This window comes from Chryseobacterium tructae, from assembly GCF_030409875.1.
GTDB lineage: Bacteria > Bacteroidota > Bacteroidia > Flavobacteriales > Weeksellaceae > Chryseobacterium > Chryseobacterium tructae.
In genome coordinates, this window is the sequence record NZ_JAUFQR010000003.1 from 377473 (window position 1) to 392324 (window position 14852).

12 protein-coding genes are annotated in these 14852 nt (G+C 35.1%); 7 read left to right on the plus strand and 5 right to left on the minus strand.

From position 1 onward, the window contains the following. Nucleotides 1-155: 155 nt before the first annotated feature. The 5 genes from QWZ06_RS25445 to QWZ06_RS25465 form a co-directional block, all read right to left on the minus strand. The gene (locus tag QWZ06_RS25445; protein WP_290301926.1) at nt 156-2771 is read right to left on the minus strand and encodes a DUF5977 domain-containing protein; all 2616 of its coding nucleotides are present in this window, start codon (nt 2769-2771) and stop codon (nt 156-158) included. Nucleotides 2772-2860: 89 nt separating this feature from the next. After that, on the minus strand, nt 2861-3682 hold the full coding sequence (locus QWZ06_RS25450; protein ID WP_290301928.1) for a hypothetical protein: 822 nt from the start codon (nt 3680-3682) through the stop codon (nt 2861-2863). A 104-nt stretch (nt 3683-3786) separates the two neighbouring features. After that, nucleotides 3787-3993 (minus strand): hypothetical protein, encoded by a 207-nt coding sequence (locus tag QWZ06_RS25455; protein ID WP_290301929.1) that lies wholly within the window; start codon nt 3991-3993, stop codon nt 3787-3789. Between the two features lie 308 nt (nt 3994-4301). After that, nucleotides 4302-4940, minus strand: a complete 639-nt coding sequence (locus tag QWZ06_RS25460; protein WP_290301930.1) for a DinB/UmuC family translesion DNA polymerase — start codon at nt 4938-4940, stop codon at nt 4302-4304. Further along, nucleotides 4907-5596, minus strand: coding sequence for a Y-family DNA polymerase (locus tag QWZ06_RS25465; protein ID WP_290301931.1), 690 nt, complete (start codon nt 5594-5596; stop codon nt 4907-4909). Before QWZ06_RS25465 ends, QWZ06_RS25460 begins: the two co-directional genes overlap by 34 nt. A gap of 237 nt (nt 5597-5833) precedes the next feature. Between QWZ06_RS25465 and QWZ06_RS25470 the strand changes: the two genes are divergently transcribed. The 7 genes from QWZ06_RS25470 to QWZ06_RS25500 all read left to right on the plus strand — a co-directional run bounded on the left by QWZ06_RS25470 (nt 5834) and on the right by QWZ06_RS25500 (nt 14818). Then, on the plus strand, nt 5834-6334 hold the full coding sequence (locus QWZ06_RS25470; RefSeq protein ID WP_290301933.1) for a M15 family metallopeptidase: 501 nt from the start codon (nt 5834-5836) through the stop codon (nt 6332-6334). Between the two features lie 191 nt (nt 6335-6525). Next, nucleotides 6526-7563: a patatin-like phospholipase family protein gene (locus tag QWZ06_RS25475; RefSeq protein WP_290301934.1), complete on the plus strand. Its 1038-nt coding sequence runs from the start codon at nt 6526-6528 to the stop codon at nt 7561-7563. Nucleotides 7564-7795: 232 nt separating this feature from the next. After that, complete coding sequence (locus QWZ06_RS25480) at nt 7796-7966, plus strand: hypothetical protein (RefSeq protein WP_290301936.1); 171 nt, start codon at nt 7796-7798, stop codon at nt 7964-7966. Between the two features lie 261 nt (nt 7967-8227). After that, the gene (locus tag QWZ06_RS25485) at nt 8228-8875 is read left to right on the plus strand and encodes a leucine-rich repeat domain-containing protein (protein ID WP_290301938.1); all 648 of its coding nucleotides are present in this window, start codon (nt 8228-8230) and stop codon (nt 8873-8875) included. A 10-nt stretch (nt 8876-8885) separates the two neighbouring features. Beyond that, nucleotides 8886-9509, plus strand: coding sequence for a leucine-rich repeat domain-containing protein (locus tag QWZ06_RS25490; RefSeq protein ID WP_290301939.1), 624 nt, complete (start codon nt 8886-8888; stop codon nt 9507-9509). Between the two features lie 9 nt (nt 9510-9518). Then, nucleotides 9519-11255, plus strand: a complete 1737-nt coding sequence (locus QWZ06_RS25495; protein ID WP_290301940.1) for an autotransporter outer membrane beta-barrel domain-containing protein — start codon at nt 9519-9521, stop codon at nt 11253-11255. Nucleotides 11256-11299: 44 nt separating this feature from the next. Then, nucleotides 11300-14818 (plus strand): hypothetical protein, encoded by a 3519-nt coding sequence (locus tag QWZ06_RS25500; protein WP_290301941.1) that lies wholly within the window; start codon nt 11300-11302, stop codon nt 14816-14818. Nucleotides 14819-14852: the final 34 nt, after the last annotated feature.

The window sequence follows — 14852 nt, forward strand, 5'->3', positions numbered from 1 at the left end:
TTAAAAGAAAGTATCATTCATGATCAGGCATATATCTTTCATTACAAAAACTGATACATTCATTGGATATAGAGGATGGATCATTTCCAATAATTAATATTTCAAAAATCATTTTCCCATCATCTGTATATTGCAATGTAGGATCATCTAAATTGTTAAAAATTATCAAAAGGTATCTGGAAAGATAAAATAACAGTATCATAAGGGGTTACGTTACTAAATGGTTTTTCCCAAGAAGCATAAATATCTCCATTGTTATATATGGTTAGCGACCAATTGCTACCTCTATAAGACTTAAAAGTTTTAGGTCTACATATCCCATTAATTTTTCCTACCTTTTGACGAGTCTGTCCAATAGCTCCCCAATTATGACCTTTGGTATTAAAGCATATAGTTCCTGCGTAACTAGCATAATTATTATTATAAACTTTATTGAAAGCAGTAGATGCATTATCATAAAAATTCATATCTGTTGAAATAGTACAATCAAAAGGTTTGTTGGTACAGACTCCATAAGTATCTGCAGCTTTTTGCCCCCAGTCATTAACATCTTTCTCAGCCAATTGTTCAACCTCACCCTGTTTGAAAGAAATATAACTTCCTTGTGGAACGATATAGTTATAAGGAGTGGTATCCTGATAAATATTACAGTTATTCCCTATGAATGTCTTACTTTTCTCTGTACTGAAGTATTTCAAGGATTCTTTATAATTATAATTATATTCTTTGAGAATATTTTTATTCTCATCAATAATTCGGAAAGGTCTGGCCAAAGTATCATACTCATAAGATTCTTTCATTCCGGAAGGCTGAATAATGGTCTTTATACCAATCAACGGGTCATAAGCATACCCTGTAATTGTAACATCTTTAAATGCTGGATTATTTTTAAATTCATTCAGAGCAGAAGCAAAGCTTTCTTCAGAGTAAACATCTTTATCCAGGTTTGATTTTTTCACAATGTCCAATTGAAGATAAGAGTCCACAGAGTTGGGATCCAGGTTAAATGCTTCCATTACCTGGCTATAGGTAGCACCCACAACTTCAACAATAGGTAACGTTTGATGATAACCATACAATACCGTTGTTGGAATGCTATTACTACCTTTAGACTGTAAAAGATTCCCTGCCTTATCATAAAGCTCATAACTCATTTTATCTTCAACTTCCGCTGATGAAGGATTATCGGAAGAAAAATTAGAATTCAGAAATGATTTACGGGTCTTTCCAGTTTTCAAGAAATTACTTGAAGAACCATTCTTTACATATTGATATTCTAAAAGGCTTGTTTTTCCTTTAGTATTCGTTTCCATTTCTATGACAGGATTCACCAGATAATTATCTGCCATATATTTATAAATAGAAAATTTACCTCCAACCAAATCATTATCTGCCGGACAATTCCCCGAAGGGCAATTATTTCTTATCAAATCATGGGCATACAATAATTTGGAAATCTTTTTTTCTCCATTAGCAGATGTGTTCGTTGTAACATCCCATGGGGCAGGAAGGTATTCTGTGGTTTCTATAGCATAAGGATGCCAGTATTTACTCAAAGTATTATACTTGATATATTTTTTTGATTCTAAAAAACTAGGTGAACTAGGATTAATCAGTTCTATTGTCCTTACAGAAGATGGTAAATAAGGAATAACCGGCTGGTATTGATAAAATCCATAATAGTCACGTTGTCCACTATAGGCTCGCCAAATACGGTTGTCTGACTCAATATAAAATCTATCATCACTAATTCTACAATCATTACAATTTTCTGAGTATTGTTTTATAGGATTGGCATTATTCAAAAAATTAGTATACTTAATATATTGAGTAAAAACAGGAACATTATTAGCATCATAGCTCACCTTTTTATAAAGCTTTCCTCTCTCATGATTTTTATTTACCATCATTGGGATCCAAGCTTTATAAATATCTGTAAGTGTATTGTAATATACCTTAGTGGCTATTGAATCCGGGTTAGTAATGATATCTGTAAAATAATACTCATTTTTTTCCTTTCCTTCAATTTCTTCTGTAACCTTACTATATCTAATTTGAGAATCATATCTTCCCCTATTCCCAGTAGTTGTATACACCACATTATCCTGCAACCATCCACCACTTGTCGAGTAATTAGAACTAATTGCATTAAACGTTGAGATTCCAGACGATTTGCCATCATCGTTTTTATATGAATACTTAGTTATTTGTGGTTGTGCATTAGTATTATCAAAAGTTGTTATTTTCTTTATCCTGCTACCAGCCTTTCTTTCCACATTTCTCAAAATATTCTCGGAATTATAGTTCCTATAAATAAAGTCATTACTTTTTGAGATATCTCCATCTTCATACTCAAATTCCTTTCTCCCTCCAGCAGGATATCGAATACTGGTAACTCCCCCCCAGCCATATTCAAAACCATACTCTTCACCATTATTGGTTATAAATACAGGATTTAGTGATCTTTTATTATAATTAAATTCTACATTTCTGATTACTTTATTGTTTTTATCTTTCAGGAGTAACTTTTTAATCCTTCCTACCGTCTGATATGAATTGGGGTTCTGCTGTCTTTCATGGAAGTACTTTAGTGCGTCGTAATCAATTCTATCATGAAAAAGGGACAATGTTCCATAGTCCGAAATCTTTATAGAATCCAGTATGGCTAATTTCTGAAAAATTTCAGTAGTAGATCTATCAGCAAAAATTGGTTGATGGCCAGCAACATTTGTTGACATACTATTAAACTCTCCTGACAAATCCATATCCATATACAGGTTATTACTTTTTAATATATTTACATCTGGCATTACTGTTGGATAATCTGCATTTATATATTCTAATCCGTTAGTAAATGGATCTAAGATAGACTTATTACCATTAGCATAAATGCTTCCAGAACTCTTCCATTAGAAAGCTTTACTTTTTTAAGATAAAATGCTGAAATATAATTTACACGTTTATTAGCATAATAGTCCTCCATTTGAGTATAAGATCCATTATCATACGAGTAAGAGTAAGTGTGATTGGTTTTTCCATAATACACATCCGTTGAGTTAAAATCCCCTCCGAAATAATATTCATTTCCTTTATCATCTTTTATAAGTATTTCAGGAAACTCCATAAGGGGTTCTGTAGCATTAAAGCATTTTTTGCCGTTATATGCTACTTGAAAATTTCCATTTTCGGAATACACTAAAAATTTCCCTGTATTATCATAAACAAAATACCCATTATATCCTAAAAAGTCAAAATAGAAAGTATTAGGCTCATAAGCATCTTGTATATTAACATTAGGATTATCTAAAATTTCCTTTTTTGATAGTAGAATTTTTGGATCTTTAACTAAACAATTATAAGCAGTAGATGCTACAGATCCTTCTTGTATAGACTTGTATGCTGGAGAATGAAGCGAACCTGGGCTTTTATAGGCTATTGTGATTTTACCAAACACATTTAATCTCCAATACCCCCCTTCATAATCATAACTACCATTTAAAGATGTTTCCCCTACATTGATATTATACATAGGTATAGATAAATTAACAGTACCTGTATTATAGTTATTTGATGCATTGGTTTTTCTTCCAATAAGGTAATCTTCAAATACTTTACCCTGCCCTTTAGAAAATTGACAAATCATCAATAAGACAATAAGCAATTGTATTTCAAATCTCTTCATTAATTATTTTTTAATCAGCTTTGCATTCGCTGTTTTATTATTATCAGTTTTTATTATCAGATCAAACCCAATCTCCACCTATTTGAATGACTGCTCTCACCTTTTTACCAGGTGAAAGTCGTAACCGTTGTTTTGTTTATTTCCTGAAGCATAGGGCTTCCTGTGATAAGGTATTGCTGATCAATTGTAGTGGTAACCTGACTTAGAAAATCCTGAGTAGAGGATCCGATGTCTTTTTGCCAAACCATTTCCTGAGCAGACATACCTAAAACTGTGCATAATGAATATGCACTGAGATAAAGTTTCTTCATTCCCGTGTTGTTTTCGAGTTATTATTAAAAATGGCTGCAAAAGTATTCTTTTTATTTCTCGATAAAAAGATTTATCAGGAAGGATGCGGGTGAGTTTTATCACGTTTCTTATCTTCTAAAATCACAGCTATAAAAAACGTGTAATCATGTAATGCGGCTTAATTAAAAAGCAAAAAAAACTCACAATCTCTTTTGGAAATATATGAAACTGAAATAAAGCAAGTTATATTTTAAAAAAAATTACATACTTAGAGTATTCGATTCATTAAAACCGGAGTAATTGAGAGCAGAAAACAAAATAGGGAAATTTAATGAAACCTAAAATTAGCTTCAGGCAGCGTATTTTTTTTCAGAAAAGCCTCATATTCCGGAGAAAGCTTGGCACGGCCAAAGGTATTTTCACCGCTCATGCTTCCAAGGCGGACTTTATCCTTACCGAACTTTCGGTTCATGGCATCCATTGCTTTCATCACAGGGAGGTGCTGGTTTTGTATATCTTCTTCAAAAAGACTGATCTGTCTCTGATCTTCAGGAACAAAGTCATTCACCATTACTCCGGCCCTTTTGTAGTGAAAACCGTCTCGATACACTGCCTCAAACAATTCATTCACAATTCGTCCTATTAAGATAGATGAATTAGTAGGATTGGGTAAAATCTGGGTCATGGCATTTCTGTATTCAGGGAGGTCTTTTCTGAAGCGATTCGTTTGCACAAAAACAGTAATCATTTTACAGCAGGTGTTTTGCTTCCTCAATCTTTCTGAACAATACATTCCAAAGGTTTCTACACGCTCCCTTACCGCTTCTTTATCGGTAAGCATTTCCATAAAGCTTCTGGTAACCGCAATTGATTTTTTTGGAGAGGGAGCATCCAATTCAAGCTGGCGAATTCCTTTTAATTCATTAATCATCCTTACCCCATGAATTCCCATGATTTCCGAACCCACATTTCAGGCTTCTGAAGAAGATCCCAGGCTTTATAAACGCCACTGTCATTCATTTTAGCTGCTAATTTTCTTCCTATTCCCCAAACATCTCCTATATTAAGCCATTTTAATGCTTTTTCTATTTTTTCAGGAGTATCCATGATATAGACTCCATTAAATTGCTTAGGAAAATCCTTTACAATCCTATTAGCTACTTTGCACAGTGTCTTAGTAGGAGCAATTCCTATACTTACAGGAATATTTTCTTTCTCCTGAATTTCTATTTTAATTTTAGAACAATACTCGTGGATATCAATATATTTAAAGCCTGTAAGGTCTAGAAAAAGCTCATCAATACTGTATATCTCATACTCCAAAACATAAGAACGGGCAATATTGATGACCTGCTGGCTCTTATAATTGTAAAGTTCAAACTTTGCAGAAAAGCTTTTTACATCATGCTGTTTGAAAAGATCTTTGTATTTAAATGCCGGAGCTGCCATAGGAATTCCCAGATCTTTTGCTTCCTTGCTTCGGGATACAACACACCCATCGTTGTTGGAAAGAACCACAACGGGCTTGCCTTCAAGGTCAGGATCTAAAGTCCTTTCACAAGAAACAAAAAAGTTATTACAATCTACCAGCGCATACATGACGATCGTGAAATATTTATACAAAATTATTCTTTTTAAAGAACAATATCACTTTTGAATCAGGAATTTAACACCACTTTTAACACATTGAAAAACATATACATATTATTTTTTAATACGACATATTTTGTCGTATTAGGGTAATAGCTTTGTTTTCAAAAACAATTCCCAAATCCTCTCTTCTTTTCTCTTCTTTTTAATTAAAACACGTCAATTTTTGTCGCCTTGCACTCCTACTTTTGTTTCAAATAATAAAGATTTATGGATAAAGTAACATTAGAAAGAATTCAGAAGCTTCACCCACTGGTAAGAGAGGAAGTAAAACAAATTATTAAGGAATGTGATGAAGCACTTACAGGGAGAGCCAAGATAAGAATCACCCAAGGACTAAGGTCTTTTGAGGAACAGGAGAAGCTTTATGCGATCGGGAGAATTACCTCCGGTAAAAAAGTAACCAATGCAAAAGCAGGCCAAAGCATTCACAATTATGGGCTTGCTGTAGATATGTGTCTAATGATTGACGGAAAAACAGCCAGTTGGGACACCGCAAAAGACTGGGATAACGATAAAGTAGCCGATTGGTATGAATGTGTAAAAGTTTTTGCAAAACATGGCTGGGACTGGGGTGGAAACTGGAAAACATTTAAAGATCTTCCCCACTTTGAAAAAAAGACAATCCCTTCGAAGAAAGGAGCTGTAAAAACCAGCTGGAGAACACTGTTTAAGCTGTCTCGCGACAAACAAAATTATGTCATTTTTTAACGCTTTTTTATTTGAAATTAAATAAAACACGTCAAGTTCTGTCGCTTCTCCGTCCTATCTTTGTTTTACAAGAAAGCCAGTAAAAACAACAAATTCCACACATGGAACTCAAAACATTTTCTAACTAAAATCATAGGTTCCACGGGATTATATTGCAATGTATTCTTAAAAAAAACAATTAACAACATCACATGAAAAAGACAACCATTCTTTCTTTGGACGGAGGTGGAATAAGGGGGATCATTACCTGTATTATTCTGCGCTACATAGAAGAACAACTCCAGTATTATGATAAACCAGGTGCCAAACTTGGGGATTATTTTGATCTGGTGGCAGGCAGTAGCACGGGAGGGCTTATTGCTTCCATTATTCTATGTCCTGATGAAGTCCGCAAGGCAAAATATTCTATTCAGAAAGGATTGGAATTGTATGCTGAAAGGGGCGGTGATATTTTCCAGGTTTCCTTTTGGGAAAAGCTGGTTAATCCATTTGGATTATTGAATGAAAGGATTTCTCAGGAAGCACTTGAAAAAAACCTGAATGACTTTTTTGGAAATTTAGAATTAAAGGAATTAATAAAACCATGTTTAATCACAAGTTATGATATCGAAAACAGAAGAGCTAAACTTTTTAACTCTTGTGAAGCTCATCTCAGCACAGATAATTTCTATGTAAAAGATGTTTGCAGAGCTACATCCGCAGCCCCTACCTATTTCAGTCCGGTACAAATCAAATCTATGTACGGACAAATCTTCAGCCTGATTGATGGCGGTATGTTTGCGAATAATCCTGCACTTTGTGCGTATGCAGAAGCCAGAAAAATTCCTTTTGCAGAAGTTTTAAAAAATCATCAGAAAGCCAATCATCCCGGAGTAAACGATATGATTATTATTTCTATCGGAACAGGAATTGAAGCGAGACCTTACTCTTTTAATAAACTGGAAAAAGCTGGAAAAATAGGCTGGGTAAATCCGATCATTGACATTTTAATGTCTGCCAATGCAGAAACTGTAGATTATCAGCTTTCTCAAATGTTTCAGACCTTGGGACTGAGAAATCAGAAAAATTATTACCGCCTGAATCCCTCATTGAAAAACGCTTCTCCGGCAATGGATAACGTAAGACGATCTAATATTGAAAACCTAATACAAGCCGGATTAAGCTATATTGATGACAACAGAGAAACATTGAACCAAATTGTTCAGAAACTCATCAAAAACAAAATATAAGCTTTTAAGCTTATAACAACCTAATATAAGCTCTAAAGATTATATTTATTTTATTTAAAATTATTTTTAACACGTCAAGTTTTGTCGCTTCCCACTACTACCTTTGGAGTATCAAAAAGACACAAAACAACTATCAACAAAAAACTTAAAAACGCCTTTGAATTCAACATTCGTACGTGCTGAACAGCCAAAAATATGTTCAAAATATAACCAACACCTTATAACACAGAACATGGAAACACCAAATCACAATTCAGATATCCTTTTCGATGAAGAGCTCTACACCGTAGAATGGAGCGATATCGAAAATGCTGAGATGGATTATGAAAACTATCTCAATGACATTGAAAACTTCTTTAGAAAAGACTTCGACGAAGACATTCTTGAAGAAGATGTTTTTTAAGTAAAAACTTTATTATACAACAAGTTCTGACGCTGTCCATCATTACTTTTGATATCCTTATCATACACAGCAGTCTCATTAAACATTCTCAAATCCTTTGAATTCACCATTCACAAAATGTTGGACAGCCAGAACTATGTCTAAAAATTAAAGTACAACAGTGGAAATCTAATCTGCAGCCACTATAAAAACAAGAGCAGATCCTGAAACATGTAAAAATATTTCAGTAATCAACTATTAATAAATCCAATCACAATTTTAATGAAAACAAAAGAAGAGCTCAAGCTCTATTTCGAAAATGGAGATATTCCAAGGCAGGAAGATTTCTGGGCATGGCAGGATTCTTATTGGCATAAAGACGAGAAAATCAACAAAGTATCTCTTGATTTAACAGCTTACAACGAACTTACCTATTCTCCAACAGATAATACAGAAATTACAGGATTTGATTCAGTGATCATCTTCCCTGAAGGAATAACAGTTATTGGAGGTTTTCAATACTCAATTACACTTCAAAATCGTATTTCTAAAATTAAATTTCCCAACTCCCTCAAAAGAATACGAAGCAGAGCCTTTCAAATACAGCATATAAAAGGATCTTTAAGAATCCCTGGAAATTGCAAGGTTATTGAGTCATTTGCTTTTAACTCTGTTAATACTCATTTGTCTGAACTCATATTAGAAAATGGTATCGAAACAATTGAGGAAAGTGCATTTCAATTGCCGTCAAGCTTTGAATTAACCTCTTTAGACATCCCTGATTCTGTACAATTTGTAGGGAAAAATGCATTTGCTATCCCCTCTCTTAAATCTGTCATAGTACCAGAAGACCTGGATATAAGCAATGCAGGACTTCCTAGTACAGCTATTATAATTGTCAGGGTTAAAGATTCAACACCAATTCCTTAACATACAAAATATGAAAACAAAAGAAGAATTAAAACTTTATTTCGAAAATGGAGATATTCCAAGACAGGAAGATTTCTGGGCATGGCAGGACTCATACTGGCATAAAGAGGAAAAACTGGATAAAACATCACTTGCCTTCCCAGCTTATGAAGAATTTGTCTATTCCTCTACAGATAATACAGAAATTATTGGACTCGGAAAAAGGATTACTTTCCCTGAAGGAATCAAAGTTATTGGAGGTTTCTCATTTATTCCAGCTGGTAAAAACTTTATTACTCAGGTTACTTTTCCCAGCACATTGGAAAAAATAAAATCCAGTGCTTTCGCTCTCCAATACCTAACAGGGACTTTAAAAATACCTGGATCCTGTAAAATAATTGAAGCAGCAGCATTTGGCAGCTATAGTGCTAACCTATCACAATTAATACTCGAAGAAGGTATAGAAACAATTGGGATAGGAGCATTTCAATTTAATGGTGGTAAAAATCTAAAAAATTTATACATCCCGAATTCCGTCAAATCCATAGGAGAAAATGCTTTTAATATTCCTTCATTACAAACCGTTTCTGCCAAAGCAGGACTAGACCTTAGCAAAGCTGGAATTCCAGCAACTGCTACAATTACATATAGATAACAGTAAAAAATGAAAACAAAACAAGAATTAAAACAATATTTCGAAAACGGAGACATCCCCAATCAGGACGAATTTTGGGAATGGCAGGAATCCTATTGGCATAAAGACGAAAAGATTCCATTGGATAAATTAGCTTATGATTTTTCCAAAAAAGCGGATCTTGTAGACGGAGTCGTTCCTGCTTCACAATTACCAAGCTACGTAGATGATGTCTTAGAGTTTGATACCTTTTCTGGCTTACCTCAGCAAGGCGAATCCGGAAAGATTTACATTATCAAAGACACCAATAAACTCTACAGATGGACTGGTGCAAGATATATTGATATCACCCAAGGAGAACTTTCAACCCTACAATCCGCAACAGACAGAGGAAATGAAACCACAAATTCTATTAAAGTACAGGGAATAAGTTACGGCGGCTCTTCTCAACAGAATAATATTATAATCGGCGATAATATAGAAGGACTCAATTTTCAGGCCAGTAATACGATTTCAATAGGTAAAAATTCTAAACCAAGTGGTTCAGATCATCTCATTATTGGAAACTCAACATGTGTTACATCTGATAGCAGTTCTATAGGAAATACAGTGATTGGTAACTCCACTTATTCAAATGGTTTATATTCATCAGATAATACTGTTATCGGGTATAGCACCTTTAATAATGCTAAAAATAGCAATGGAAATACCATTATAGGAACTTATGCTGCAAGTTCAGGCGGAGAAGGAAATAACCAAAATATTATTTTAGGTCAAAATGCAGGTTCCTCGCTCTCTTCTGGTTCAAGCAGTAATATTATAGTGGGAAATAATTCTGTATTTGCCAACACTCAATTACAAAACAGTTTATATCTTCACAATAATAATTCAGGTAAAAATGTCACCCTATCCGACGCTTTAATCTCCGGAAATTTCGTAGACCGATATGTAAATCTGAATGGTAAACTTTCAATTACTCCTAATCAGATTCCAGCAGCAGATGCTAGTTATACTAAAAATATCGTTGCAAGACCTGACGGAACATTCGGCTGGGAAGACAAAACCAGCTCAGAATTTATTTCATTAGGCGGAACAAGCTTCAACAAACCTGTGACAGGAAATATTGTTATCAAAAGCAGCAGCAAAGGAAGTATTGGAAGCACAACACTTTCCTCCGGAAGTATTTTCTGCTTAGACAATACAGATAAGGGAACCATTATAGATACCTTATCACTTAAATTCCTTGAGCCCGGATCCGGTGTTGTTGCTGAAATGACATCCAACGAGATTATTACAGAAAATATATACACTATTACTTGTCATGCAACGAATGCAAGAGGGTTATCAGGAGGAGCATTAGATTATACAGATAATGTAAAAGATCTTGACTACATCCAAAAAAAATACGCTGATAAACAACATTCCTACACTAAAGAAGAAGTAAAAACCGGTGGGTTATGGATTGATAATAAACCTATTTACAGAAAAACAGTTGTTTTTACCCAAATTCCAGATGAAGGAATTATTAGGATAGACAAAATTTTTGAAGACATGGAAATGATCGTTTCCAACCAAATGTTTACAGAATGGTATGATATGAAAGCAGACTTTGCAGGTAACCAGCTCAGAAACGAAGCTTTTATCTCCCTACAAAAAGAGTTTGTACAGTTTCAGCTTAAAAATTATCCAACTTACAATTATTCTGCAATCAATTCCTTCACTCTAACTCTTGAATACACGAAAAAAAGAGATCAACCGGTGTACTAATATCCCATCATCAAACAAAAAAAACATAAACAAAGTATTTAAAAATGGCAACAGAAAACACACAAAATAACACTCCACAAACACTTTTCAGATTTGTGAGCTTAAGAAATCCACAACTTACTGAAACTAAAAAACTAAATCTCGGATTCATTCACAGACCTTCCGGACTTACAGGCTCATTTGATGTAGCAGTAAACCCTAAAGATCCTGCTTTATTAAAATTCAAAGCTTTGGAAAAAGCGGTGAAATCTTTCAACCCTGTAGGATATAAAACGGAACAGGAAATTGAATCAGGTGCATTATCTGATGTTTTAAAAATCGGTAGAAAAATTGCTAAAAAAGAAACCCTTTCCGCAGCCGATGAAGCTACAGCTAAAAGCCTTTACAACTCTAATGCTATTCAGAGCAAATTAGGAGAAATCTGGGATAACCTGATCTATCAGACTGTAACCCAGGATAATTTTTACACAAAAGAAGCACTTGTTCACATTCTAAGAGCCCTTCACTTGGGATATGTGGCCAATCTGCCTGTAACTCCAGAACTCACAAAGATTAACGGAAATGATCTTAAAGCTAAAGCTCTTGAAGCCAGAGTTGTACTTCCTATGAAGCTTTTAGGTGATGGATATGAAGGTGATGGAAACACAACACCTCCATCCCCGTCCGGAAATGCTTTTCAGGTCAATGTATCCTCAGTAGGACAAGGCGTTATCAATGGTACTCCTATTCCAGCAGCAGTGAAGCAACAGCTAAAGGTAGATGGACAAGAGATTGCAGAAAGATCAATCCTTAGCCTCGACAGAAATCAGCTGGTTGCATTAAGGACAGAGCTTGAAAAAATGCAGAAATTATATTTCAGTATTAAAGCAAAAGCTTATGATGCAGCTTATAAACAATATCTGGATGCTAATCAGGCTGGTATTGCCGCTTACAATGCACAACTGGCAAGCATTAATGCTCAGATTGACAAAGGAACTCTATCTCCTGAAGAAATTGAGGCTCTTTATGTAGCTTTAGACAGGTTAGCAGTTCCTGCGTTTAAATTTGAATATAAAAACGAACTTAACTTTGAAGATATAATTGCGAAGCTTCCAGCTGCTTTACTTGAAGTATTTATTAAGAATTTCACGCTGGTCAACAACGGATTACCTACAGAAAGAGAATTAGATTTTTCTAAAATTGAATTTGTATCGGATAAAGAAATCCTTATTGATAAAGTTCCGGTATCCATTACAGAGGAATATGACACCTTCCTTGAAGTTTTTGAAACTATTGATGAGCAAACGACATCCAAAACACAGGAACTATTTGCAAAATCCCCTATTCATCAAATGGAGTATGCAAAGATCGGAAGTGTTCTGGTACCTGTAGCCAATAAAATTACCTATACCGAAATCTCAGGAACATACTATTTAAAAGTAGTCTCCAGAAAAGCAATGTTACTTACATTGAATATTGTAACGTTCTACTATAATACAGACAGTGATTCCCTGGCATTGTCCTCTGCTATTATGGAAGTTATTGGTGACAAACAGGAAAATATAAGTATACCTGCCACAAGCATTGTTGATGGAAAAGTTGTTTTCCCGCCTGCTTTGAATCACATGAGAAATGTATCAAAAGTAAGGATCAATTTATATTTTAAGAACGGAGAACATACTGTAGTAGAGCACGCCACTGCTCCAAATCAGGAATATACCGGAAAGTTCACATTCAAAACGATGGTAGATGATGGTGAAGGCGAAGGCGGCGGAAATACTGGCGGTGGCACTGGTGAAGGAGGTGGAAATACAGGTGGAACCACTCCACAACCAGGGACATTTATCCCTAAACATTTCGGAGTAAAAAGATTGGGGATTGCAGATTACCTTAAAGTAGTACAGTCTACCCATGCTTATATACCAGGGGAAGTTACGCACATCGAAAACGTAATGGCCAAAGAATTTAAGCAAAAATCAACAAGAAGGTTAAGAAGAAGTGAAATTCAGACCACAACTTCAAAATCTACGGAAAGAGAAACGCTGAGTGACACAACCACTACTACAAGAAATGACATGCAGTCTGAAGTAGCGAATGTTATTCAGCAGGACATCAATACTGAAGCACACTTCAGATATGGTGGTATGGGTAAATCTTTTGAAATCGGGGGAAGCTTTGCGGCTCATAACTCCAAAGAGACCAGTACAAGGCAGGCTATGGAAAAATCCCAGGAAATTACGGCAAAAGCGACAGAAAGAATCCTGACCAAAGTAGCAGAAGAAAGAATTGAAAAAATTATCGAAGAATTTGAAGAAAATAATGCGCATGGTTTTGATAACAGAAATGGAGACAAGCATGTAGTAGGAGTATACAGATGGGTTGATAAAAAAATGAAAAATCAGATTTACAACTATGGTAAGCGTACCATGTTTGAATTCATGGTTCCAGAACCGGCAAGGTTACATAATCTGGCAACACCTTCTATAGCTGCAGATAAACTTAAAGTTCCTGTTGACCCAAGAAAAGCAAATGACGAATGGAAAATGCCGGATTTTAAAACAGCTACAAAAGAACAGCTTCTGCGCTGGGCTCAACATTACGGAGTTACTTTAGCTGAAATGCCAAAAGCAAATATCACTGAAGATCAGTATCACGAAGACGGTGCAGGAGCTTCAGCATGGGAAATGAGGACTGCTCAAATATCTGTCCCTCAGAATTATATATGTACTCATTATAATGTCCGTTATTCTTATCAGGAAAGCAAAAAAAAGGGAAAAATCAGAATCAACAATAGTGATGAACTAACAGCACATGAAGATACTAAAACGTTCCCTGCTAATGCTGTAACAAAGTTCACATTTACCTACTACCTTTATTTTATTGGTCGTGTTTCATTTAACATTACAAAATACTGTACCCTTTCTGAGGAATTCATAGAATCCTGGAAAAAAGAAGGCTTTGAAGCAATTATTAAAGCGTATGAAGAAGCGTATGCGGATTTCCTTGTTAAGCAAAAAGAACTGGATGATAAAGCAAAAGCAGATTCAGAAGCGGCGAGTGAGAAAAAAGACAGCCTTGGAAACTTCTACCGTTCTATGGAATCAGTAATTCTGAAACACAACTGTATTGCTTACTTACTACAAGACTATGGAAGTTTAGGTAAAAATCTTACCAACAATGCCAAAACAATGCAGGACTTCAGTATTATTCTAAATGATGATCTTGATCAGTATACTGCTTTAGCTAAGTTCATGGAGCAGGCATTCGAATGGAACATTATGGATTATACTTTCTATCCATACTATTGGGCTGATAAAAAAAGATGGCAGGATATGTATCTTTCTCAAAATACGGACCCATTATTCAGAAGTTTCCTACAGGCAGGTATGGCCAGAGTCATTGTGACTGTTAAACCAGGATTTGAAGATGCTGTACAATTCTTTATGTCTACAGGTAGAATCTGGAGCGGCGGAGAGGTACCGGTAATCGGAGATCCAATGTACCTGAGTATTGTAGATGAATTGCGTGAGCCGGTAGGAGTAAACAAGGAAAACCATGGATTACCGTACTTCCAACTTCCCTGAACATTCTACAGGAAGGTTCTGCAGGCTTAGAAAC

What these genes read in the sequence shown, in the direction of transcription:
- QWZ06_RS25455 (WP_290301929.1), bottom strand. Translation starts at nt 3,993, where the DNA reads ATGAAGAAACTTTATCTCAGTGCATATTCATTATGCACAGTTTTAGGT.
- QWZ06_RS25475 (WP_290301934.1), top strand. Translation starts at nt 6,526, where the DNA reads ATGAAAAAGACAACCATTCTTTCTTTGGACGGAGGTGGAATAAGGGGG.
- QWZ06_RS25485 (WP_290301938.1), top strand. Translation starts at nt 8,228, where the DNA reads ATGAAAACAAAAGAAGAGCTCAAGCTCTATTTCGAAAATGGAGATATT.
- QWZ06_RS25450 (WP_290301928.1), bottom strand. Translation starts at nt 3,682, where the DNA reads ATGAAGAGATTTGAAATACAATTGCTTATTGTCTTATTGATGATTTGT.
- QWZ06_RS25470 (WP_290301933.1), top strand. Translation starts at nt 5,834, where the DNA reads ATGGATAAAGTAACATTAGAAAGAATTCAGAAGCTTCACCCACTGGTA.
- QWZ06_RS25480 (WP_290301936.1), top strand. Translation starts at nt 7,796, where the DNA reads ATGGAAACACCAAATCACAATTCAGATATCCTTTTCGATGAAGAGCTC.
- QWZ06_RS25445 (WP_290301926.1), bottom strand. Translation starts at nt 2,771, where the DNA reads ATGGATATGGATTTGTCAGGAGAGTTTAATAGTATGTCAACAAATGTT.
- QWZ06_RS25500 (WP_290301941.1), top strand. Translation starts at nt 11,300, where the DNA reads ATGGCAACAGAAAACACACAAAATAACACTCCACAAACACTTTTCAGA.
- QWZ06_RS25495 (WP_290301940.1), top strand. Translation starts at nt 9,519, where the DNA reads ATGAAAACAAAACAAGAATTAAAACAATATTTCGAAAACGGAGACATC.
- QWZ06_RS25490 (WP_290301939.1), top strand. Translation starts at nt 8,886, where the DNA reads ATGAAAACAAAAGAAGAATTAAAACTTTATTTCGAAAATGGAGATATT.